Origin of the sequence: Pseudoalteromonas phenolica (assembly GCF_001444405.1) — a bacterium.
Classification (GTDB): Bacteria; Pseudomonadota; Gammaproteobacteria; order Enterobacterales; family Alteromonadaceae; genus Pseudoalteromonas; species Pseudoalteromonas phenolica.
Genome location: NZ_CP013187.1, coordinates 1,622,343 through 1,645,233, shown reverse-complemented (window position 1 = coordinate 1,645,233; position 22,891 = coordinate 1,622,343). Strand labels below are relative to the sequence as shown.

19 protein-coding genes, 1 rRNA gene and 1 pseudogene are annotated in these 22,891 nt (G+C 39.6%); 9 read left to right on the top strand and 12 right to left on the bottom strand.

Annotated features, from left to right (window positions below; translation table 11 throughout):
* Positions 1 to 5: 5 nt before the first annotated feature.
* Complete coding sequence (locus tag PP2015_RS07245) at positions 6 to 698, bottom strand: GntR family transcriptional regulator (RefSeq protein ID WP_058029630.1); 693 nt, start codon at positions 696 to 698, stop codon at positions 6 to 8.
* Positions 699 to 1,103: 405 nt separating this feature from the next.
* Here PP2015_RS07245 and PP2015_RS07240 point away from each other — a divergent pair.
* A pseudogene (locus PP2015_RS07240) lies at positions 1,104 to 1,967 on the top strand (substrate-binding domain-containing protein); the annotation flags it as partial.
* Here PP2015_RS07240 and PP2015_RS07235 read toward each other — a convergent pair.
* The 7 genes from PP2015_RS07235 to PP2015_RS22015 all read right to left on the bottom strand — a co-directional run bounded on the left by PP2015_RS07235 (position 1,964) and on the right by PP2015_RS22015 (position 10,334).
* Positions 1,964 to 2,362, bottom strand: coding sequence for a hypothetical protein (locus PP2015_RS07235; RefSeq protein ID WP_058029629.1), 399 nt, complete (start codon positions 2,360 to 2,362; stop codon positions 1,964 to 1,966). The pseudogene PP2015_RS07240 and the gene PP2015_RS07235 sit on opposite strands and share 4 nt — an antisense overlap.
* Before the next feature lie 119 nt (positions 2,363 to 2,481).
* Positions 2,482 to 3,882 carry an FAD-dependent oxidoreductase gene (locus tag PP2015_RS07230; protein ID WP_058029628.1) on the bottom strand — a complete coding sequence of 467 codons (1,401 nt, stop codon included), beginning with the start codon at positions 3,880 to 3,882 and terminating at the stop codon, positions 2,482 to 2,484.
* Positions 3,882 to 4,691, bottom strand: coding sequence for a phosphonoacetaldehyde hydrolase (gene phnX, locus PP2015_RS07225; RefSeq protein WP_058029627.1), 810 nt, complete (start codon positions 4,689 to 4,691; stop codon positions 3,882 to 3,884). Before phnX ends, PP2015_RS07230 begins: the two co-directional genes overlap by 1 nt.
* A 17-nt stretch (positions 4,692 to 4,708) precedes the next feature.
* Positions 4,709 to 6,037 carry a DUF5690 family protein gene (locus tag PP2015_RS07220; protein WP_058029626.1) on the bottom strand — a complete coding sequence of 443 codons (1,329 nt, stop codon included), beginning with the start codon at positions 6,035 to 6,037 and terminating at the stop codon, positions 4,709 to 4,711.
* Between the two features lie 90 nt (positions 6,038 to 6,127).
* Positions 6,128 to 8,929 carry a TonB-dependent receptor gene (locus PP2015_RS07215; protein ID WP_058029625.1) on the bottom strand — a complete coding sequence of 934 codons (2,802 nt, stop codon included), beginning with the start codon at positions 8,927 to 8,929 and terminating at the stop codon, positions 6,128 to 6,130.
* Between the two features lie 129 nt (positions 8,930 to 9,058).
* The gene (locus PP2015_RS07210) at positions 9,059 to 10,069 is read right to left on the bottom strand and encodes a tetratricopeptide repeat protein (protein ID WP_058029624.1); all 1,011 of its coding nucleotides are present in this window, start codon (positions 10,067 to 10,069) and stop codon (positions 9,059 to 9,061) included.
* Positions 10,070 to 10,175: 106 nt separating this feature from the next.
* Positions 10,176 to 10,334, bottom strand: a complete 159-nt coding sequence (locus tag PP2015_RS22015) for a hypothetical protein (RefSeq protein ID WP_169792721.1) — start codon at positions 10,332 to 10,334, stop codon at positions 10,176 to 10,178.
* Between the two features lie 117 nt (positions 10,335 to 10,451).
* Here PP2015_RS22015 and PP2015_RS07205 point away from each other — a divergent pair, with 117 nt between their 5' ends.
* Entirely contained in the window at positions 10,452 to 11,204 is a 753-nt protein-coding gene (locus PP2015_RS07205) for an SDR family oxidoreductase (protein WP_058029623.1), read from the top strand.
* Here PP2015_RS07205 and PP2015_RS07200 read toward each other — a convergent pair whose 3' ends face one another.
* Positions 11,205 to 11,456: a hypothetical protein gene (locus PP2015_RS07200; protein WP_058029622.1), complete on the bottom strand. Its 252-nt coding sequence runs from the start codon at positions 11,454 to 11,456 to the stop codon at positions 11,205 to 11,207.
* Positions 11,457 to 11,723: 267 nt separating this feature from the next.
* Here PP2015_RS07200 and PP2015_RS07195 point away from each other — a divergent pair, with 267 nt between their 5' ends.
* From PP2015_RS07195 to PP2015_RS07165, 7 genes are all read left to right on the top strand, one after another.
* Complete coding sequence (locus tag PP2015_RS07195; RefSeq protein WP_058029621.1) at positions 11,724 to 12,899, top strand: efflux RND transporter periplasmic adaptor subunit; 1,176 nt, start codon at positions 11,724 to 11,726, stop codon at positions 12,897 to 12,899.
* A gap of 2 nt (positions 12,900 to 12,901) precedes the next feature.
* On the top strand, positions 12,902 to 16,060 hold the full coding sequence (locus tag PP2015_RS07190) for an efflux RND transporter permease subunit (RefSeq protein ID WP_058029620.1): 3,159 nt from the start codon (positions 12,902 to 12,904) through the stop codon (positions 16,058 to 16,060).
* Between the two features lie 131 nt (positions 16,061 to 16,191).
* Positions 16,192 to 16,629, top strand: coding sequence for a hypothetical protein (locus tag PP2015_RS07185; protein ID WP_058029619.1), 438 nt, complete (start codon positions 16,192 to 16,194; stop codon positions 16,627 to 16,629).
* 126 nt (positions 16,630 to 16,755) lie between these two features.
* Positions 16,756 to 18,570, top strand: coding sequence for a M2 family metallopeptidase (locus PP2015_RS07180; RefSeq protein ID WP_058029618.1), 1,815 nt, complete (start codon positions 16,756 to 16,758; stop codon positions 18,568 to 18,570).
* 116 nt (positions 18,571 to 18,686) lie between these two features.
* On the top strand, positions 18,687 to 19,496 hold the full coding sequence (locus PP2015_RS07175; protein ID WP_058029617.1) for an ABC transporter permease: 810 nt from the start codon (positions 18,687 to 18,689) through the stop codon (positions 19,494 to 19,496).
* A complete protein-coding gene (locus PP2015_RS07170; protein ID WP_058029616.1) occupies positions 19,493 to 20,395 on the top strand; it encodes an ABC transporter ATP-binding protein in 903 nt (300 codons plus the stop codon). Before PP2015_RS07175 ends, PP2015_RS07170 begins: the two co-directional genes overlap by 4 nt.
* 2 nt (positions 20,396 to 20,397) lie before the next feature.
* Complete coding sequence (locus PP2015_RS07165; protein ID WP_058029615.1) at positions 20,398 to 20,772, top strand: PH domain-containing protein; 375 nt, start codon at positions 20,398 to 20,400, stop codon at positions 20,770 to 20,772.
* 25 nt (positions 20,773 to 20,797) lie between these two features.
* Here the strand turns inward: PP2015_RS07165 and PP2015_RS07160 are convergent, their stop codons facing one another.
* The 3 genes from PP2015_RS07160 to rrf form a co-directional block, all read right to left on the bottom strand.
* Positions 20,798 to 21,460, bottom strand: a complete 663-nt coding sequence (locus tag PP2015_RS07160; protein ID WP_058029614.1) for a GntR family transcriptional regulator — start codon at positions 21,458 to 21,460, stop codon at positions 20,798 to 20,800.
* Positions 21,461 to 21,602: 142 nt separating this feature from the next.
* Entirely contained in the window at positions 21,603 to 22,004 is a 402-nt protein-coding gene (locus PP2015_RS07155) for a hypothetical protein (protein ID WP_058029613.1), read from the bottom strand.
* Between the two features lie 750 nt (positions 22,005 to 22,754).
* Positions 22,755 to 22,868, bottom strand: a 5S ribosomal RNA gene (gene rrf / locus PP2015_RS07150).
* Positions 22,869 to 22,891: the final 23 nt, after the last annotated feature.

The following is a 22,891-nucleotide window of genomic DNA, read 5'->3' as shown; positions in this document are numbered from 1 at the left end:
AAGTTTTAACTTCCTTCCACCACCATTTCAATGCAATCATGTAACCAGAACTCTAAATTAAAGTCGACCAAGTTGTCTTCGTTGTCATAACGCGCTCTTTGCACTTTTAAGCAAGGCGTGCCGCTGTTCTTTTCCAGTATTTCAGCGGCATAATCGGGGAGCACAGTGACACTGATGTTGCACTGTTCATGAGAAACATCAACCTGATAGTGCTGTTTCATAACATCAGTGATTGATCCATTTAAAACTTGTTTTTCTAAATGATTAAAACGCGCTGCAAGACAGTGAATTTCTTCAACTAATACACCTCTTCCATCTAAATATCGAGCTCGGGTCAGTTTATAAATTGGCTTATCATCAAAGTGAAAAGATGCAATGCTGTGCTCATTAGAAGGGGTCATCAGTTCAATAACTTTGGTAGAGGGCACAAACCCTTGTGATTCAGATAACGCATTAAAATTCACTTTACGTGCAGGGTGCCACTTTAGTTTCTCTGGAGTAACAAACCACCCTTTACGTTTTTGGCTGTAAATTACCCCTTCCGATTCTAACCTAGCCAGCGCTTCTCTTACCGTGATCCTCGTAGAATTGAATTGCTCTTGTAAGCTGCGCTCTGAAGGAAGTTTAGAACCGGCATTTAACCGTCCCTCATTAACAAGATTTTGAATATGATTTCGGATGACTTGATACAACAACATAAGCAACTTATTTCAATAACAATTTATTTATCAGAACAGTTCTAGCTTACTTCAGTTTTATGACAAACAGAATCTAGAAATATTTTTAATAAAGCTAATTCTTTGTCTCATTACTTATGTTTAATCTGAGATATTAACGTTAAATAATTCAGAAACACTTGCTTACACAAATAAATATTTTCCGGTACAGTCGTTATGTGATTTTATTATGTATACTTATTTCAAAGTCGTCATTTTAACCTTATTGAAGTCTGATTAATGGAATTATCTTTTCGTCAATTTTTTTACTTATGTATCTGTGTTATGACTTTGCTTTGTTGTGCTTTGAACCAAACTTATGCAAACGAACAATTCACAATTGCAGTTATAGGTAAAACCAAAAATGATTAATTTTACGAACAATCTTTCAAAGGCTGCCTAAATTTTGCAAGCAAGGTTAATAACCTTAAATGTATTTACGATGGCGCTGATGATTACCAAGATGTAAGAACCCAATCTCTCGTTATCAATGAATTAGCAGATCAAAATGTGGACGCCTTTTTAGTCTCAACCACTGACTCTGAATACTTAGTTACTCATGCCCTCAAAAACCTAAAGAAGAAAAATATTCCAGTTCTCACATTCGACTCAGATTTATTGCCTAAACATCAGCAATACAGGCTTGCTTACATTGGTACGAATAATTTTGACTTTGGTATCGCTTTAGGAAAATTAGCAAAAAAATACAAAACAGCTGAAAAGCAAAGCATTTGTCTGCAGTCTGGGCATCAAACTACGCCAAATCTCAATGCCCGACTTGCAGGGGTGCGCCATGCATTATCAGGTCAAAGTAAAAAGCGTCTGTCTGGCAATAGCGGTTGGGAAGAGCATCCTCGCTGCCCGCTTTATACCATGGGGAAAAGACATGCTTCTTTGGAACAAGTTAAGCGTTTTTCTTCACTAAAGAATCCACCAATCTTCTTGGCTGTAGCTGGATTTGCTCAGTTTAATCCTGAGTACATAGAAACAATGAAAGCAGCAAAAAATAAAATTAGCGATGGCGGCTTTGTGATCATCTCTGCTGACACAGAGCAAATTCAACTTGATGCGCTTAAGCAGGGTCTATCAACTGTGAATTTAGGACAAAAGCCATTCGAGATGGGAAGGAAAAGCGCCGAGCTAATGTACAACTACCTAATGCAAGGCGTTAAACCTAAGCTGGATAAATATTACTTAGATTATCACCTTTGCGATCAATTTAACTTTGAAACCTGCACAATCAATTATTAATTTCTCGTGTAAACGGATAAGATCGGAAACTTGTTTTCGCCAAAATTCAAAGTAATAGACTGTGTCTCATTGCCATTGAATTGTTGTTTAAAGTTTACTGGAGAATACCTAGAGCCGTCTGCAAACAACGCCATGATGTGTTTTGCTTGTAATTCTCTGCGACCGCTCGACTGGTTGGTAATGGTTAAAATTCCCCATCGCTCACCATTGTCGTTGCTCATCAAAACAAAATGGTCGATGTTAAATTCACTCTCGTCTGGGTATATATTTGAGTCGTTTTCAAAAGCAAATTTAACTTGGCCGACATCGACTCTATCCAAAGACAAAACATCATTGTTTGCAGCTAAACTAAAGCTCGAAATAAGCAATAATATTAAAACAGCGTATTTATACATATCCTAATGCACCTCACATCAAATTGCCTTTATAACCACTGAAATATGAATCTCCTCTTAATTTACCTATCTAGGTTACAAATACAAGGCTATATGATTGTTACACTCGAAAATTGGGGCTATTTATTAACTGACGTATCAACTTTAGCGGCTGTTCCACTATATTTACTCAGATAAATATCCCAAAGTTTAGCTTGTTTTCCTAAGTCCTCAGCATATTCCTTTCGCCTAATAGCATTTCGCACCATGTATGCCCCTAAGGTTCTAATTGGCTCAACAGGAAATTGTGCAATTGGCTGATTAACTAAGCCACAATCTCGCCACTCATCTGCTTTGTTCAAAATTAAACTCGCCAAAATGTTACCGCCAAGGTAGCTCTGCACGACGCCATTTCCTGAGTATCCGCTGCCATAGTAAATGTTTTTCTGAGTCTTTAATTGACCAAAAAAAGGCAGCCCACTAACACTTCTATCAGACGGGCCTGTCCAACTTCTTTCGATTTCTAAACCGCTATGATTAAAAAAATATTGCCAGTAATGCTTCATCATTTCTAAATATCGACTTGGCTGATCAAACCTCTTTGACACATGATTTGCATAGCTAAAATAGTTGCCGCCTTTACCTAGCATTAGTCTGCCTGATGTCGTGGTTCGATAATAATTTACGAAAATTCGGCTATCTATAATTGGAGCGCCATGGTTCAGTCCCATAGCTTTAATGGTTTCTGGGTTGGCTTTGCTGATAACCATATCACTTGAAACTAACACCACAGAACGCGCAAATTGTGGATCAAGCTTAGGAAGCCAAGCATTCACAGCAAACACCATTTTATTAGCTTTGATCATGCCTCGGTCGGTTTTTATATTTAAAGTTTCATCCCCCTGATTATGAATATACTTTGTCCGTTCATATATTTTCACACCAAGTTGCTTGGCCACTCTAAATAAACCTCGGACTAATTTGGCAGGCTGAACACTGCCAGCATGAGGCGAAAAAATTGCAGATAAATTCGCTTTTGACCCCGTCATCACAAGCTTATCTTGTGTAACACTTTGCCATGCATTAAGTTGATGTGTAGCAAGTAAATCGAGCACAGGTTTAAAGGCATTTTTCTGTAAGGCGTTCGATGCCGTATAAAAGGTACCATCAACGCGACAATCACAGTCAATACCATACTTTTCAGTAAACGCTTTAATATCGTGCACCGCTTGTTCAGAGGCTTTGACCAATTTCATCGCCCGCTCTAAACCGACTTGCTTAATTAAACTGCCAAACTTTGTAGACCAAGTGAGCATAGCACCGCCATTTCTGCCTGAAGCACCTTGTCCGCACAACTCCTTTTCGATAATCACAACATCAAGTTCGGGTTTTGTTAGCTTCAGATTAATTGCTGTCCAAAGCCCTGTAAAACCACCACCAATAATACATACATCTGTGGTTATATCATGAGTCAAGTGTGAGGCAGATTTTTCATCTGCCTCCGTCACCGCCTCATCAAACCAAAAAGGCACATAGCGCATTAAGGTCTTTCTCCTCTTGCTATTCTGGCTTCTATCACATGTAAAATCGGCTCAATATCAGCAAGTGAATCAATAACATAATGGGCACCCGCCGAAGCCAATTGCGCATAAGCTTTGCGAGTAAGCGCCACTTGTGATGCTTCACTCTCATCTGCCCATTCCTGCTCGCTCAAGCCAATAGCATTACCTGTAATGGCTATGCCTACAGTCCACATCCCTGCATTTAACCCTTCACTAATACCATGTACAGAATCATCTACCTTTACGCAGGCACTTACTCGAGAAATACCCAGTTTTTGTACATTTTCTAATGCCATCCAAGGCCCTGGACGAGAGCCAGCTTCGCACTCATCACTTGCAACCACACAATCAGGTTTATAACCATATTCTGTCGCAGCAGGCACCAAAACATCCATCACAGGTTTTGGATACCCTGAGCAACTACCTATCTTGACGTTATCGGATTGCAATCGATGTATCACAGGTAGAACGCCTTCGATTGGTGCAGCACGGTCAGCTACTTTAGCCTGCTGTAAGGGCATAAATGTATTGTAAATTTGGTCAACATCTTCTTGATTAGGTAAACGACCGAATTGATTTTGCCAACGAACTTGGATCGAGCCTGTATTCAATAAAGCATGAATATGGTCCCATTTCCCCATTCCCATTGGGCCTCGAGCTTCTTCAAGACTAATCTCAAAATCAAACCCTTGCTTAAAAGCCTCAACAAAAATACTCGTGGGTGCGATTGAGCCATAATCCACAACGGTGCCCGCCCAATCTAAAATTAGCGCTTCAATATGTTTCATTTTGATGTTCCTGTTTGTTAGTTTTGATGTGCTGGTTGTAGAGAGTAACCAGGTCTAAAAGGTTTGAGTTTGAAACTGAAATACAACAAGGAGCTAACCACCAGCACACTGGCAATTGCCGCTACCCAGTAACAAGCCATAATGAAAAAGCTCAACCAGCTTAACTCTGGTGATCCAAACGTTTTGTAGAGTAAAATGCCAACTGAGCCGACATAACCTGCTGAGTCTGCGAGATAAAGCAAAAACCCAGCATTTGCGGTTGAGCCAACTGCTGAGATCATTCGGTCAAATAGAAAGCAATTATAGGGGATGTAACTAATATAAAGCCCTGCACCAAGTAACACCATCCACGCTTTAGCATCCAGCAGACTCTGCTCAAACGCCCATGTACTTGTTGCCAGTAAAGCCGTGCCCAACAAGATAAAACCATGATTTGCAAAAAATGCGATACGGTTATTTTTAATCAATACCAAAGCCGCTAACGCAATTAAGACAATTAAAGCGACTCGAACGCCTGCATAAGCAAAAATTGCAGGCTCTTGTCCATATCCAAGTGCATGCCAAATTTCTGAAGAAAAATTATCTCGAAAATCTCTAAACCCTGTGAAGAGTAAGAAACTTAGTACCAGTAAGGTGATCCCAACCCCGTATTCTTTAAAAAACGCCCACCTTTGCGCGCCGTTCATTGGGGCTCTTTTTTGTCTGGCTTGCTCATCTGATGTTGTAGGCGCGGGTAAACTGTTCAAACAAAACACAGAGATAACCAAAAGAGGTAAGAAAATGGCGCCAGTTACTGCTGGCATCCACATTTCTGATACCTGTATTTCAACCATAAGCCATTTACCCACAGTACGAACTAAGCCCGACGCAAGAATAAACGTTACACTTAACACTGCACCAAGTAACTCAGTGGTTTTACGCCCTTCTAGGTAGCTAAAAACCAGACCCCAGATCATGCCAAGCGATAAGCCATTAAAAAATAACCAAATCACATTGAGTGGTGAAGGTGAGATAGCAAATAAGATCAAGGCAAGTTCGGCACTCACTATCATCCATAGAATGGTTTTTGCTCGGTTTGCATGCTGCATCTCAGCAATGACTTTTACACCGATAAATTTAGCCACTAAGTAGCCAAATACTTGCGATAAAATCAAAGCTATTTTGAAACTGACGAGCCAGTGTTCTTGATCTAGCTCGGTATAACTATTAACCGAAAAGGGCTTTCGAAATGCATACATACAGAAATACGTCATAAACGCACTACAAGCAGCAAATGCAACAAAAGCGAGCCCTTGAGCTGGCCTTAACCATTTTGCCGGCACTTGCCAAAGCGATAAAGAGTTCATAAGTAAACCTTGAAAATTACGAGGCCAGTTTCTGACCTCGCAAAACAGCTTAAAAATATAAGAAACAAAAACTAGGCGTTGAAGTTACAGCTAAAACTGGTAGTTAAAGCCAATCATTGCGCGCATACCGTAGTACTCAACTTGCAAAGGTCGGCCTTTTTCGCCCATGTAATATTCAAGTGCTTCATTGATGAGATTATTCAGCTCTAGATAAACCAAAGCTTGTTCGTTGATTTGATAAGAAGTTGTAAAATCAACACTGGTATTTGCGCCATAATAACTGTCGCTTTGTGCTGATTTGCCATGCTCTTCGATATAAGCACCTTTATGATTCACAGCGATACGAGCTGCAAATTCAGTATCGTCATAGTAAAGAGTAAAGTTATACAATTCTTTTGCTTGTCTTGGGATAGCAACCTTGCCTGCCCGCTCTGGAATGGTCATTTCTGAATCCATAAATGTGGCATTGGTCATAACACCAAAATTTTCTAACTGTGGAGAAATAAATCCAAGATCACGGTTAAACGCAAACTCTATCCCTGCAAGCCAGGCACTGTCGCCATTTTCTGGGCGAACAATATTAACGCCATCACGGCCGTTGTAATTGCCAATCGAACGTTTTTCGAAAATTGGATCTTGAATGTCTTTATAAAACAAACCCGCAGACACAAGGCCTACTCTGTCAAAGTAGTGCTCTAACATTACATCTAGGTTGTTAGAATAAGTTGGTTCTAGCGCAGGGTTACCTGAATCAAGCTTGTTGTCTGCTTCTAGATAAGTTGCCCCCGGAGTCAATGAGCCAAAGTCTGGACGCGCAAAGCTTCTTGTTAATGCAACACGATAATTCGTCGATTCATCAGCACGATAGGTAAGGTGAAGAGCTGGCAGCACAGAAAGATAATCATTACTCTGCGTGGTTTCTACAGTTTGTTGTTGATCGGCTAAGTAGGTGTAGCCGGATACACTGGTCTCAGTTTGCGTCAGTCGTAGACCTGCGAGTATTTCTAACTGAGCGCTCATTTGATAGGTTGCCATACCGTAAAGTGAAATATGGGTTTCTTCTACATCAAAATTTCGACCGAGTGCGCCACCATTGCTGATGAGTGCTGATTCACCATCTACCAATCTGAATTTATCTCGATTTGTATTCCAAAATGCCATTGCATCTTCAGTTGTGGCCACTTGAGAAAACTGTGCCTGGTAATTGAAATTAGCTTCTGATAGGTAATCGCTTCGCCCCGGTTGATCAACAAGTGTAAAATCAGCAAGTGTTGGTGCTGTACCAAATTCATCACTATTCCACTCGTAGAATTCATCCGCAAAATCCGCATAACGTACTTTATCTCTGTACTTAGCCCCGAATTGATAGGTTAGGTCAGAATCTCTTTGCCATTCAAAATCAAGGTTAGCAACCAACCTATCTTTCTCTTTAACATACACTTTATATAACTCAACCCAAGATAAGCCAGCTTGAGTTGCATCCAGTGCGAAACCATTTGCAAAATGGTTACTGATCGCATTCCAAGGATCAGCTCCCCCATCCACTAGGTTGTACGCATAACTTTTTCCATTTTCCGCTTCTCGCAAACCAACATAACCGACGTTTTTCTGGTCAAAACGCATCACAAAATAGCTGTTATCTTGGCCATTCGGCTTATCACCATATTTGAACTCATTTTCATAGCTCGCTAACTGCCAGTTTACGGTTTTGTTAAAGCCGATGTTGTGGACACCCGCTAACTCTAAACCATTCATTTCAGTAATTAATTCATTGCGAATATGCTGTAGCTCAACTCTGTCTTTATCAAAACGAAGTCGATGTTTGTAATGCGTTTCATCATCAACCAAGGTGCCATATAATGCACTTGCACTGATACTGCCATTATCTAAATCGTACTCAATAGAACCATTTAAACCATATGTTTCGCGGGTTCCTGTGTAATCTCGTAGTTCTAGTCGATAAATACCGAAGTTTTCGCTTTCACCTCGGCGTCTTGGTTCGTAGTTATCGGTTGCCCAATCTCGCTTCCAAGCCGTGGCATTGACAATAAAACCGAGTTTGTCATCTAGTAAGCGGTCTCCGTAAACCACATTTGCAGAGTAATTTGTGCCCTCTGCTAGCTCGTTTTGACCTAATGCAAAACTTGTTTTAAACACAAAGTCATCTGCTGATTTTTTAGTTATGAAATTAACGCTACCACCGATTGCGTCGCCTTCCATATCTGGTGTGATCGCTTTAGATACTTCAACAAACTCAATTAACTCGCTCGGAAAAAAATCAAATGCCGTTGCCCTACTCGTTGTTTCTTCTTCTGCTGTTGGGAGTCGATTGCCGTTGATACTAGCTGAGCTCCATTGCGATGGTAGGCCACGAACAGCTACGAAACGTCCTTCGCCCTGATCGCGCTCAATTGACACACCGGGAATACGTTGCACCGCTTCTGCTGCATTTCTGTCGGGTAACTTTCCAATACCGTCAGCGGCTATAACACTGATAATATTCGAGGCATTTTTTTGATTGTTGGCCGCCGCCATTTCACCTCGAAATATTTGACCCACACTCACAACCTCTTCTATTTGCTGTTGCGAGTTTAAGATGATTGGGTCGAGTAAAGTAATTTCAGAGTCTCGTACTTTTACTTTTACTTCAACGCTGTCGTACCCCATGTAGCTCACTACAAGTGTATATTCGCCATTTTTCAAATTCGGCAGTTCAAATCGACCGCGGTAATCTGTGACCGCCGTTGCTTTTTGCCCTTTCACGGTGATCATTACACCTGACAAATGACTTTGCTGATCTATTACTGTACCAACAAGTTTGCCATTTGATGCAAAAGAGTGTGCGCTTTGAGCCAGCAATATTGCAGCTGCGACATAGGATAATTTTTTCATTGCGTTTATCTCTAATTTTGGGTTTAAATCTGGTCTAGTCCAGACTGATTTAGCATAGAGTAAACACGCTTTCTTACAAACTCGTGACGCTTTAGTTAAGGGTTTATTGAAGAAATATGTAGAGTAAAACTAATTCAAAACCCAATCACACTGCTTAACGGCCACAAACCATGGGCGATTGAATTCTTGATTAGCTTTATTTTCAGGGGCTTTAAGCGAGATGTTCATATCATCGGCAAGATATTTATAAATATGTATTTTGACTTTAATGTCTTCTAAATTAGCGTATGCATCTTTTAATTTTTGGATTATCTTGGAAGTAACTTTTCCTCCTTGTAGCTGCATATATCTTTGGTGGACCCAGTACAATAGTGATTGTTTTGATTGATTAGGGAAAGCTAATGTCAAAGTTGCCGTTGGTGAATACAAGCGCTGATAATCGAAAAGCTTGTCTTGTAGTAAGAATGAAAAAAGTAAATTAATGCTGGCTGTCACTACTCCTGAGCGCTTATCTATCAGTTGATAACCTTTTAATGCCTTTCGGTAATAAGCTTCTGCCTCTTTTAAATTACCCACATCAAATTCAATCATTCCGAGATTGTTATCTATCATTGCAATGATACTTTCTCGGTTTGTTTCTACCGCCAATGCCCGGGCTTTTTTATATAGTAACCTAGCGCTGTCATAATCGCTCTGTTGGCGTGAAACCAAAGCCAAACTATTCGTTAAAGTTAACCTTTGCTTTTCATTTTGCGCATATTTATACGCACACTCTAAACTTTTTTTCGCATCGTCTAAAAATTGTTTTTTTCTTAGATAGATTCCGCTACCACTCAGAAAAGAAGTTAAATGTGCTTTAAAGTAAGAATGATGTTTGTACTGAAATACCGTTTCTAAAGACTCACTGAGTTTATCTAATTGGTTTGTAGGTACAGCGGCTCTCATTCTGATCAAATGCCAGCGGATTAATTGTTCGTCAGAAAACCTTTCTTTATCATAGATACTATCAAGCAAAATTAATGATTGTGCAGGGTTAACAGTTAAATAGTCTTCAGCTTCTGTAATTTTATTTTCAACGATTGAATTTGCAAATGAAGGAACAGTCAAAAATAGAAAAATTAAATTTATAAAGGTTTTCATGGAAATCTTCAAATTCACAAACTCTGATTTAATCATAGTAAATTTGAGTGAATTTCTCAGTTAATTAAAGCCAAGAGTTAAAAGAGCCCGAAGGCTCAGCACTGCATTAACAAAAGCAAGAATTATGTCCATCTCTACTCATGTTATGACAAATTATACCCGTTGGTGGTTGACCACCAGCTACTTGAGGGGTTTGCTGCTTTTCTAAGTCGTTTACGTTACGATTTAATTGCTTTAGGTTTTTCTTTTTAAGGTTAAATTTCATAATCATATCCTGTTGATTGTTGTCATTGCTTTAAATAGCCATTTATTTATCACCTAAAAAACATCAATTTACAACAAACTATTAACTTAATTATTTTTTTACCGATAAGGAATACACATGACATCAAAGAAAATAGTTGTAATTACAGGGGCTAGCCGTGGGATTGGTGCAGCTACAGCGTTGTTATTCGCAAAAAATGATTATGCCGTTTGCGTTAATTACCTTAACAATGCAGATGCAGCTAACGAAGTTGTCGGCAAAATTAAGTCAATGGGTGGAACAGCCATTGCCGTACAAGCTGATGTTAATAAAGAAAGCGAAGTACAAAAACTATTTGAGGTTGTCACTGAACAACTGGGTGTAATCGACGTGCTTGTGAATAATGCGGGCATTTTAAAACCGCAAGCAAAACTCATTGAGTTAACTGAAGAGCGAGTAAAAGAGGTATTGACGAGTAATGTGATGAGTTATTTTCTTTGTTCTAAATTCGCCATTAGGCATATGTCGACAGAATTTGGTGGCACCGGCGGAAGTATTATTAATGTCTCTTCGGCAGCATCGAGAACAGGCTCACCAAACGAATATGTGGATTATGCTGCAAGCAAAGGCGCAATTGATACGCTCACTATCGGGCTTGCAAAAGAAGTTGCTGCAAATGGCATTCGCGTTAATTGTGTCAGGCCTGGGTTAATCTACACAGACATTCACGCAGACGGCGGAGAGCCAGACCGAGTTAATAGATTAAAAGCAAAATTACCTATGCAACGTGGTGGAAAACCAGAAGAAGTCGCTGAAGCCATATATTGGCTCGCTTCAGAAAAAGCATCATATGCGACAGGAAACTTCGTGGATTTAGCTGGCGGACTATGATCAACTTGTGGAGGTTTCAAGCTCGGTTAAAATCTTAATTGCTTCATTTTGATTTTGACCACATGCCCACTCCACAGCTTTGAAATCGTGACAAACAGCTGGACGTTCAGGCAGACCAAACAATTTACATAAATTATCGTCTGTTAAGTTATTACAACGTTCTCCTGCTTTTTTACCATTCGGATGATTCAGGAAACTTGTACTTATGCTCGGTGCTATACAACAAGCACCACAGTGTAAACGACATTCCATAATATCGCCCTCAAATAAAAAATGACGCAACATTGTAACACGCAAAACAAGCCAGATTAGTCTCAAATTAATTATTTCAAAATAATCAACTATATTTAATATCTAGGTTGTACCTGCAAATGTAAATAACTATGTCATGAATTCACGGATTGTTACATCTTAGTACAGCATATAAATACCTAGAAACATCTATTCGAGTATGCTCATTGTGTAGATTAATAAAATAGAATGCTGAAAAATCATTCTACCGTCGGAAGGACTATTATTGTGGCTAGTAAAAAACAAATCATCTTACCCTTAGCGGTTTTAGCTGGAGGAGTAGCTGTCTTCATCGGACTTTCATCCATGAAAGAGGCGCCAGAAAAAAAACCCGAGAAAGTCATTCACCCACTTGTAAAGGCTGCGCCTATTACAATTTCAGATATGAGATTAAACGTAGAGTCTTATGGTATTGTTAAGCCTAAATACACAACTGAGCTAGTGGCACAAGTCAGTGGTCAAATCATTGAACTGTCAGAGAAGTTTGTAAAAGGTGGCTTTGTTCAACAAGGTGAAGTGTTAGCCCGTATAGATCCAAACGATTATGAAGCAGCATTAATTGAGGCAGAAGCAAGCCTTGCACAAGCAAGCTCTGCACTTGAAATTGAGCAGGCTCAAGCGCATGTTGCCAAAAAAGAATGGCAGCGTATTAAAAATAATGCCAATGAAACTATTCCTTCCGAATTATATTTACGAAAACCTCAACTCGCTGAAAAGCTCGCACGTTTTAAGGCCGCGCAAGCAAGTGTAAAACGTGCTAAGCGAAACCTTGAACGCACATACATCAAAGCACCTTATGATTCAATTATCGATAGTCGTGTTGTCAGTTTAGGGAGTGTTGTAAACCCTGGTAGCAAATTTGGTATTTTAAACTCAACTTCAGTGGCTGAAATACGTCTTCCCGTCGCTGATCATGAATTACAATACCTACCTCAACAAGGTGTTAATGCAAATGTCGCTTTAACGGCACAAGTAGCCGGTAAAACTGTTACTTGGCAAGGTAAAGTGGTTCGTAGCGAAGGTGTTATTGATCAACGCAGCCGAATGACTTATTTAGTTGCACAAGTTCCGCAACCTTATTCTGATAGTTCAAAGCAACTTCGTTTTGGTGCGTACTTAAATGCTTCTATTGAAGGCGCTTTAGTTGAAAATGCCATTCAAGTACCGCAACACTTAATCAAAGACAATAAGGTTGCCGTTCTAAATGATGATTTAACATTGAGCTTTAAAGGCGTCAATATCATCCGTGAAACGAATGGCATGGCAATCATAGATCAAGGTCTGATGAATGGCGCTCAAATCATCACATCTGCACTAGAGTATCCGACAGAGGGTATGCAACTTCGTACTGATGACTCTCCTATTTCTTCTCCTGAAACGCAACTTGCACTTAAGGAGGAATAAGCATGAGTACATCAACTGAAAAAGGCTTAATTGCCTGGTTCGCACGCAACCCCGTTGCTGCAAACTTATTAATGATATTTATATTAGTAGGCGGGATATTAACGGCTTTTTCTATTCGCAAACAAATGTTTCCGCAATTTGAAAGCCCATGGTTAAGTATTCAAGCGGTTTATCCTGGTGCGGCGCCTCAAGAAGTTGAAGAAGGCATAACCATTAAAGTCGAAGAATCAATGGAAGGCCTTGAAGGGATCAAACGACTGATCACCTATTCTAACCGTGGATTTTCGCAAACTTGGATACAAGTTCAAGAAGGCTACAACCCACAGGAAGTACTTGATGAAGTAAAAATGCAGGTTGATTCGATTTCGAGTTTTCCAATAGGTATGGAACGCCCTATTGTTCGATACGACAAGTTTGAACAAGAAGTGATGTGGATGTCACTGAGTGGTAGCTTAAGCAATGCCGAATTAAAAGAGCTTGGGAATACCTTACATGACGAAATGTTAGCGCTTCCTGGTGTTAACCTGTTAAGTTTCTTCAGTGGTTTAAACTATGAAATTGGTATCGAGGTTAGCCCAGATAAGCTTCGCGAATATGGCTTAACTTTCCGTGATATATCTTCAGCAGTACGTGCCTTTTCAGCCAATATGTCAGCAGGTCAAATACGCTCTGATAATGGCTACATCTCAATGCGTGTTGAAAATCAAGCATATCGAGGTCATGAATTTGAAAACTTACCTTTAAAAACATTAGAAGATGGTGCGCAGATTTTCTTAAGAGATGTAGCAGTTGTTAAAGATGGTTTTGAAGAAGGCTTACAATTTTCGAAATACAATGGCAAAAACTCACTGACTTTTGAACTAAGAGCTTCAAAAGATCAAGATATCACCAAAGTTGCTGATACAGTTAAGAGATACCTAGCTGAACGCAATAAAACGTTACCAGCAGACGTTCAAATTGAACCTTTCATTGATTTAACTTACTACCTAGATGGTCGCTTAAATATGATGATCGAGAATATGATTTGGGGTGGTATTCTGGTTATGTTGATGCTTGCGCTGTTCTTGCGTGTACGCTTAGCATTTTGGGTAATGATGGGCTTGCCAGTTTCGTTCCTTGGCGCATTTTTATTTATGCCGATGGGCTTTTTAGATGTGACCATTAATCTGGCTTCATTATTCGCATTCATTCTAGTACTTGGTATTGTGGTTGACGATGCCATAGTGGTGGGGGAATCTGTTCACGCAGAAATAGAAAAGAAAGGCCATAGCCTTGATAATGTAGTACGTGGTGTAAAACGCGTTGCTATCCCTGCTACTTTTGGTGTTTTGACAACGGTTGCTGCGTTTTTACCACAAACATTAGCGACAGGGCCAGCCGCTGCATTTTCAAAGGCCATTGGTGGTGTCATTATTCTTTGCCTTATCTTCTCTCTAGTTGAGTCTAAACTAATTTTACCGGCTCACTTAGCCGCGATGAAAGATAAGCCGAGTAACCCTAAAAACCCGTTCCACCGTTTACGTGAAATTTTAGATGGGGGTCTTAAAAACTTTATCGAAAATCTATACCGCCCATTTATTGAACGCTGTATTCACTACCGTTACACCGTAATTGTTGGTTTCTTAACCGTACTTATAGTCGCTGCAGGCATGTTTGCCGGTGGATTAGTAAAGTTTGTCGCAAACCCTAAAATTCCACATGACTTCCCTCAAGTGAGAATTGAGATGAACCTTTCAAGCTCTGAGACAGCAACACTTGAAACTGCGCAAAAAGTTGAAGCACTTATTTTGGAAGTCGACAAACAGATCGAAGCTAAGTATGGCCAAAAAATGGTACGTGACCTGTCGGTAAGCCTACGTGGTAGAACCAACGCTCAGATCATGGCTATCTTAGTAGAGCCAGACCTCCGCCCTATCGACACATTTGCGTTAAGTGCAATGTGGCGTGAACAAATGCCCCCTTTACCCGGTGTAAAAACACTTAATATTGAAGACAGCATCATGAATGGTGGACGAGATGATGGCGACATCAGCTTCAGACTCGAAGGTAAGAATAAAGATGAATTAAAAGAAGTTGCTAATCAGCTTAAAGCTAAACTGAATTCTATGGCTGGCGTAGGTGACGTGAACGACTCAATGCAAAGTGCAACAGACGAAGTTCAGTTAGAATTAAAACCGCTTGCATACAGTATGGGTTTAACCTTATCCGATGTTGCTTCACAGGTTAACTTTAGTTACTACGGCTTAGAAGCACAGCGTATTCTTCGTGAAGGCGAAGAAATTAAAGTGATGATCCGATACCCTAAAGAATCACGCAACTCTATCAGTGATATACAAAATGTGCGTATCATCACTCCTGCTGGTGCTGAAGTGCCTCTAGTTGAAGTTGCTAAAATTAATCTAGTCGATGGTGTGAGTCGTATCCGTCGTGAAAATGCGAAACGTACTATTAATGTTTGGGCAGCAGTAGATACAAATCAAGCTGAGCCGTTCAAAATTGCTGAAGAGATCCGTGATGAATACTTGCCTTCTCTATTGAAAAACTACCCAGGAGTTCAAAGTAACGTCGCAGGCCGTATTCAAGAAGAAATGGACAGTGTTGCTGAGCAGATCCGAGATTTTGCATTATCAATGATGATCATCTTTGCCCTACTTGCTATTCCGCTTCGCTCATACTCACAACCTATATTAATCATGTCTGTGATCCCATTTGGTGTGGTTGGTGCCGTTTTTGGCCACGTGGTGATGGGCATGACAATGAGTAGTCTATCTTTCTTTGGAATAATCGCAGTTGCAGGTGTTGTTGTAAATGATTCACTTGTAATGGTTGATTTTGTGAATAAAGCCAGAGAAGAAGGTATTGCACTCAAACAAGCTGTTGTTGAGGCTGGTTGTAAAAGATTTAGAGCAATACTTCTTACCTCTTTAACCACATTTATTGGTCTGGTTCCAATTATCACAGAAACCAGTCTGCAGGCACAGATAGTGATCCCAATGGCTGTATCACTCGCATTTGGTGTTCTGTTTGCGACAGTTATCACCTTGATATTAATACCATGTCAGTATGTTGTGCTCGAAGATATCAAAGGTTTGTTTCGTAAAAAAAACAAACAAACGAATAACACAACTGACGTGAATTTAGAAAAATCACTCAATAACTAACCCTTCTAGCTGATAAAAAGCTCGGTATTCTAAATGCCGAGCTTTTTTATTTCTCAAAGTTTTCTCATTCACTTTACAAAATAAAATTAAGAAGACACACTAAGTAGAGTTGTTTATAGATATTCCAAGTTATGAAAAAGATCACTGCACTACTTCTTGTTGTTTTAATTACTCTTTTAGGATGTGATTCTGATGAATCTTCTAGAGGTGACAAGAGTAGCCCAGGCTATGCAGCCACTATGTATTTTGATGCAATTTATAATAAAAAAGATTTTGATGCAGCAATCAAAATTGCGACACCTCGAATGGGCAGAATTATGCGCTCTTATGGTACTGCGAAACAGTTTGCTAGAAATTTAATCAATTTACAGTATGACTCTGTAACAATTGAAGTCGACATGACAAACCAAAGCCTTCGAGAACAATATGGCGATGATGCCAAAGTTAACTTGGTATTCACTGGTATGCTAAGAGGTGAACAAGTTGATGACATGCGCAGTGTACAAATGGTGAGAAAAAAAGGTAAGTGGTACGTCGACAAGATTAACCCAGACCCATTTGCAAGATAAGTTTTCAACATAAGGCTGGTTATCCAGCCTTTTTTATTTTCAAATTCATCCACATTAACTTGCCGCATTGTCGCACCTCTGAAGCGCTGCTATTATTCGACACAATAATTACAACTGAGAAAAATAATGACAGCAAAATTTAAACTAAGTATTGGTGCGTTAATCGTATCAAGTACACTCGCACTTACAGCCTGTAATACCGTAAGCCAAAACAAAAAAGTCACTGAACAAGATGCCGAAACTTTTTTAGCAAGCTCCGCAGAAACGTTGGTAGACCTTAACGCTAGAGCATCTCGTGCGGCTTGGATTTATGCAAACTTTATTACAGAAGACACTGCGTCACTCTCTGCTGATGTTAATCGTGAATATACAGACGTTGTTGTACGTTTAGCTAATGAAGCAGCAAAATTTGATTCACTTTCTCTGAGCGAAGATAATCGCCGAAAAATGGACAAACTCAAATTAGCGCTTACTTTACCTGCTCCCCAAAATGCAGAAAAATCTAAAGAACTTGCAGGCATTCTAGCTGAATTAGACGGCATGTATGGTAAAGGCAAATACTGTAAAGGCAATGAGTGCATGAGCTTGGGTGATATGACATCCAAAATGGCCTCGTCTAGAGATTACGAAGAGTTACTAGATATCTGGCAAGGTTGGCGACAAGTTGCAAAGCCAATGCGCCCTCTTTATGAAAAGCAAGTTGTTTTAACAAACGAAGGCGCGAAAGAATTAGGCTATGCCGATACTGGGGCTATGTGGCGAAGTAAATATGATATGCCTGCTGATGACTTTGCAGATGAACTTGACAGAATTTGGGGTCAAGTAAAACCACTTTATGATTCATTACATTGTCACGTTCGCGCCAAGCTTGGTGAGAAGTATGGCGAAGATAAAGTACCACAGGACCAACCGATCCCAGCTCACTTACTAGGCAATATGTGGGCACAAACTTGGGGCAATATTTACGACGTTGTTGCACCTGAAAATGCAGATCCAGGCTATGATGTGACCCAACTGCTAGCGAAACATAACTATGATGAGCTAACTATGGTCAAAGGTGCTGAAAAGTTTTTCACTTCGATGGGATTTGCTCCACTGCCTGAAACATTTTATAGTCGCTCACTGTTCACCAAACCTCAGGATAGAGATGTACAATGCCATGCTTCTGCGTGGAATCTAGATTCAAAAGACGATTTGCGTATCAAGATGTGTATTCAGCGTACCGGCGAAGAATTTTCTGTAATTCACCACGAATTAGGGCATAACTTCTATCAACGCGCTTATAATACCCAACCTGTTTATTATCAAGAAAGTGCAAATGATGGTTTCCATGAAGCCATTGGCGATACAATTGCTCTATCTGTTACACCTGGTTACTTAAAAGAAATCGGTTTATTAGATGAAGTACCTGATGAATCAAAAGACATTGGTTTGTTAATGAAGATGGCGCTAGACAAAGTAGCGTTTATTCCTTTCGGCTTACTCGTGGATCAATGGCGTTGGAAAGTGTTCAATGGTGAAATTAGCCCGGCAGAATACAACCAAGCTTGGTGGGAGCTTCGTGAAAAATATCAAGGAATTCAAGCGCCAATAACAAGAACAGAGAACGATTTTGATCCAGGTGCAAAATATCATGTACCAGGTAATGTACCTTACACACGTTATTTCTTAGCACATATTTTACAATTTGAGTTCCATAAAGCGCTGTGTGAAATAGCCGGTAACAAAGGCTCGATTCATCGTTGCTCTGTTTATAACTCTAAAGAAGCTGGTGAACGTTTAAACACAATGCTTGAGATGGGCAGCAGTCGTCCATGGCAAGAAGCATTAGCTACGCTTACTGGCAAAGAACAAATGGATGCAACAGCCATTCTTGATTACTTCAAACCATTGCAAAAATATTTAGATGAACAAAACAAAGGCCGTCAATGCGGCTGGTAATGGCAAAGTTCATAATACATAGCTAACTATGTTACAACTGCCATACTCTGAAACAATTTAAGTCTTTAATTTATTTAGAGTAACAGCTAATGTTACCGTAAGTTAAAGGAGAAATTATGTCATTGTTTCGAGTATGGCAAATTACGCAATTTGAATTAACGCGTTTATTTGCTACTAAAAGAGGCTTATTGGCCCTCGCCGCATTCGCAATGGTTTGGTTTATGATTTTTAAATATCTCATTGCCGAAGCCGTACCTTTTTTAAGTGGCCCAATGTTTAAAGATATTGCTAGGCAGGTTGCTGGCGGAATTGGTTTTCAAGAGCTCATATCATGGCCAGAAGCTGAGTTCGCAATTTACTGGGTAATCTCTCTTTATTGCTTTCCACTGTTTTCATTATTTGTGAGCTCAGATCAAACCGTTGGAGACAGGCAGAGAGGTACTCTCCGGTTTTTATCTTTAAGAAGTACGAGAGACGAAATTCTCCTAGGTCGTTATCTAGGACAGCTATTAATCGTCGCAATTTTAATTGTTTCTACTGTCTTAGCAACATTACTGATTATGTCTTATAGAGACCCTGCTCTATTTTCAAATGGCTTATTACTCGGCTTAAAGCTCAGTATACAGTTAACTTTAATAAGCATGCCTTTTATTGCGCTGATGGCATTTCTTAACATAGTCACTAGTTCATCAAGATTAAGTATCGTAATGGCAATTTTGTTATTCACATTAGGCTCAGCTGTCATTGCCTATTTTGCGCATTATATTCCGTTTATTGATGTTTTGTTCTATGCATTTCCTGGCGAACAAATTGCAGATGTAGCGGGGCAAAAGAATACGTCTTTCATTGATTGGCTATTACCTGTTATACAAAGTGTGGGTTGGTTATTTATTTCTATTGTTGCTTTAAGGAAACGTGCATTATGAGTTCAGTAATAAAAGTAACAAATTTAAGTAAAAGCTTTGGATCAAAAGCCGCTTTAAAGAATGTGTCTTTTGAGATTGAACAAGGTAAAACAACGGCGCTTATAGGACCTAATGGTGCTGGTAAAACCACTCTCTTTAGTATTTTGTGCGGTTATCTAGAGCCAGACTCAGGACAAGTTGATATTTTGGGTCAGCAACTCGGAGAGCCGAAACTTTTCAGTAAACTTTCAGCCTTGCCGCAGGATGCTCAGTTAGATCCAAGGTTTTCACTAGAAAAACAACTTTGTTTTTATAGTAGGCTTCAAGGGTTATCAAAACCTGCCGCTATAAAAGAAACACACAGAGTACTTGAATTAGTCGGACTAAAAGATAACGTCAACTCAAGAGTTTCTGAGCTGTCTCACGGGATGAGAAAAAGAGTTTGTATTGCTCAGGCATTAATTGATAAACCAGAAATCATTCTTCTTGATGAAGCAACAGCAGGCTTAGACCCAGTAAATGCAAGAGAGATCAGAAATATAATTTCTGATTTAAGTGATCAGGCTACATTTATATTAAGTTCACACGATCTAAGTGAATTAGAAAGGCTTTGTTCACATATTTTGTATTTAGATCAAGGCGAGCTTTCTGAACACAAGACCCGTAACTATCAAGGTGAGCATAATTATTTAACATTGCAACTTATCAACGAACCTCATCAAGCGCTTGATTACTTAAAGCAATTGCAGGACGTCACACACGTTCAGCAGACTCAAAGCAAAGAGTTTGTCATTGAGTACAAAGCTGAAAATAAGCAATTTGATGTACATTTACTAAAATATTGTCATAAACTGAATTGGCAATACCGACAATTAATTAATGGTAACACGTTAGAAAACGAGTTATTTAATAAGGAGTAACAATGGGTTTATTAAGTGGATTGTTAGGAAATGCAAGTGAAGCTGATAGTGGTAAAACAGAAGAGTTACTTGCAGATAGCCTAATTGAAGGTGAAGTAATAGAGAAAGCTTATCAAGTGATTCGTGACATGTTTGTTTTCACTAATAGACGTTTAATATTAGTTGATAAACAAGGGGTAACAGGTTCTAAAATGGAAATATTAACTATCCCATACAACAAGATCACTAAATTTAGTAAAGAGTCTGCTGGTCATTTTGACATGGATGCCGAACTGAAACTATGGATTGGTTCTGAGACTGAACCACTTGTTAAAGAATTTAAAGCCGGAGACAATATCAACGAAGTGTACAGAATAATAAGTAAGTATACATTGTAAAAAAAGAGCGGCTTAGCCGCTCTTTCTACTCTTGTTCCATCTTAATAAGAAGTTCTTTAATGTCTTCTTTGGCGCTTAGAATATGTTTTTTCAAGAAAGTGCACGCGGCATCTATGTCTTTTTGCTTACATAAGTCTAACAATGTACGGTGCTCTTCAGGCGCCGTTGCAAAACCACCCGCCAGTAAAATATGCATACGAACATAACGTTCAGAGTTCTTACTATACATATCAACAAGTTCAGCAGTTTGCGGTCGTTCAGCTTTACAATATAGTTTTCCGTGAAACTCAGCATTCAACTTACCAGTAGCTAGTTGTGTGTCACCTCGTTCAACAGCTTCTTCCAAGTCATACAAAATGGCTTCTGCTTCTAATAAATCTCGAGGTGTAAGCTTCTGAATAGAGTGACTTAATAGCTCGGCTTCTAACAAAGCACGTAAATCAAATATTTCATCGATTTGATCTGCACTTAATTGTGTCGCTGTCGCACCTTTATGAGCCTCGAAATTAACAAGACCTTCAGCTTCTAATTGTAACAATGCCTCTCGAACAGGTATTCTGCTGACATTCAATTCTTCTGCTAAAGCAGCTTGCCTTAATGGATCACCAGCTTTGATTTCACCAGAAAGTATTTTCTCTCTGATTGCTTCTGCAACAAGTTGAGTTCTTGTCTTATGCTCTATGCTCATATCAACCCCTGAGCAGCATTTAGCATTCAATATACACGTAAATACTGCTTACAATATAACTTCTAAAAAGCGATAGTGTACTTTACTTAATTACAGAACATTTTCAATAACTTTCTAGTATTCAAAATAATAAAGACCTGAATCAAAGTTTACTAGGTACTCTCTTCCAGATTTCGCTTTCAACAAATTTGCCATTTTCATATAAGGTGTGATACCAAAGATCACCTTCAACCTTAAAAGTAAAGGCCATAGTTTTGCCAATGTAATCTTCTAAATTTCCATATTCTACTGTCTCAATGAAATAATTATCCTTAATGACGTAGGTACCACCTCCAGCATAAGCAAATTTATTAGAGTGAAGCGTAATATAGCTGAAGTGCGTATCAGAAACGATTCGAGTCGAAGTTACTGCCGGCGCTTCAGCTTTAACATTTCCATCAGGCGTAGCGTATTCACCACTGACGTACTTCCAAGTACCCTTCAATGGGTTCGCAAAAACGGATAATGAAACAGTTAAAATAAAGAGATATAAGATTGATTTCATTAGAGTTCCTTGTGATTGTTATTTAACCATTACAGCATATTAGCTACATAAAAGCTCATGAGATTGTTTCATAGTGCAAAGAGTTAACGACAATGAGCGAAGCGAATACGTTTGCTTTGCGCTATCGTGCAAAATTAGCGACAGCGAACGCAGTGAAATAGTGCAAAGTTAATGACAACGAGCAAGGCGAGCACATTTGCTTTGCGCAAGGTGAGATAAACTAGTTTAGCTGATGTTGAGGCCGTCAAGATTAAGCACGGTGAAGGCTACTCATTTCACCTTGCGCTAATTCGTCTTTTTATCACTGTGTACAATCTCATCACTGTGCAGGACGATTTAGCATCATAAACGCAAAAAAGCCCGACTCTTTCGAATCGGGCTTTCTTTAAATAGGTGCTTGGCAATGTTCTACTTTCACATGGACGAAATGAGACCGAAGCGTAGCTTCGCAGCTCATTGAGATGAGCGCATGGATGCGCGATGGGACCCAGCTTCAGGGATGAATAGGCAAACCAGCTTTCTCTAATGGAAACTAATTCAACAAGATAAAACTAACCTCTGTGAAGGCTACTCATTTCACCTTGCGCTTATGGTGCAAAATTAGCGACTGCGAACGCAGTGAGAGCGCTTCTTTTGCGCAAGGTGAATCAATCCATTTTAACAAGCGCTTAGACTCTTACATATCGATGCGAAAATTCTACACATAGCAAAAAACCCGCTGCATTTCTGCAACGGGTTTCTTTAATTAGGCCCTGGCGATGTTCTACTTTCACATGGGAAGCCCACACTATCATCGACGCTGTTTCGTTTCACTTCTGAGTTCGGCATGGGGTCAGGTGGTTCCAAAACGCTATAGTCACCAGGAAATACTTTACGTGCAAAGGGTT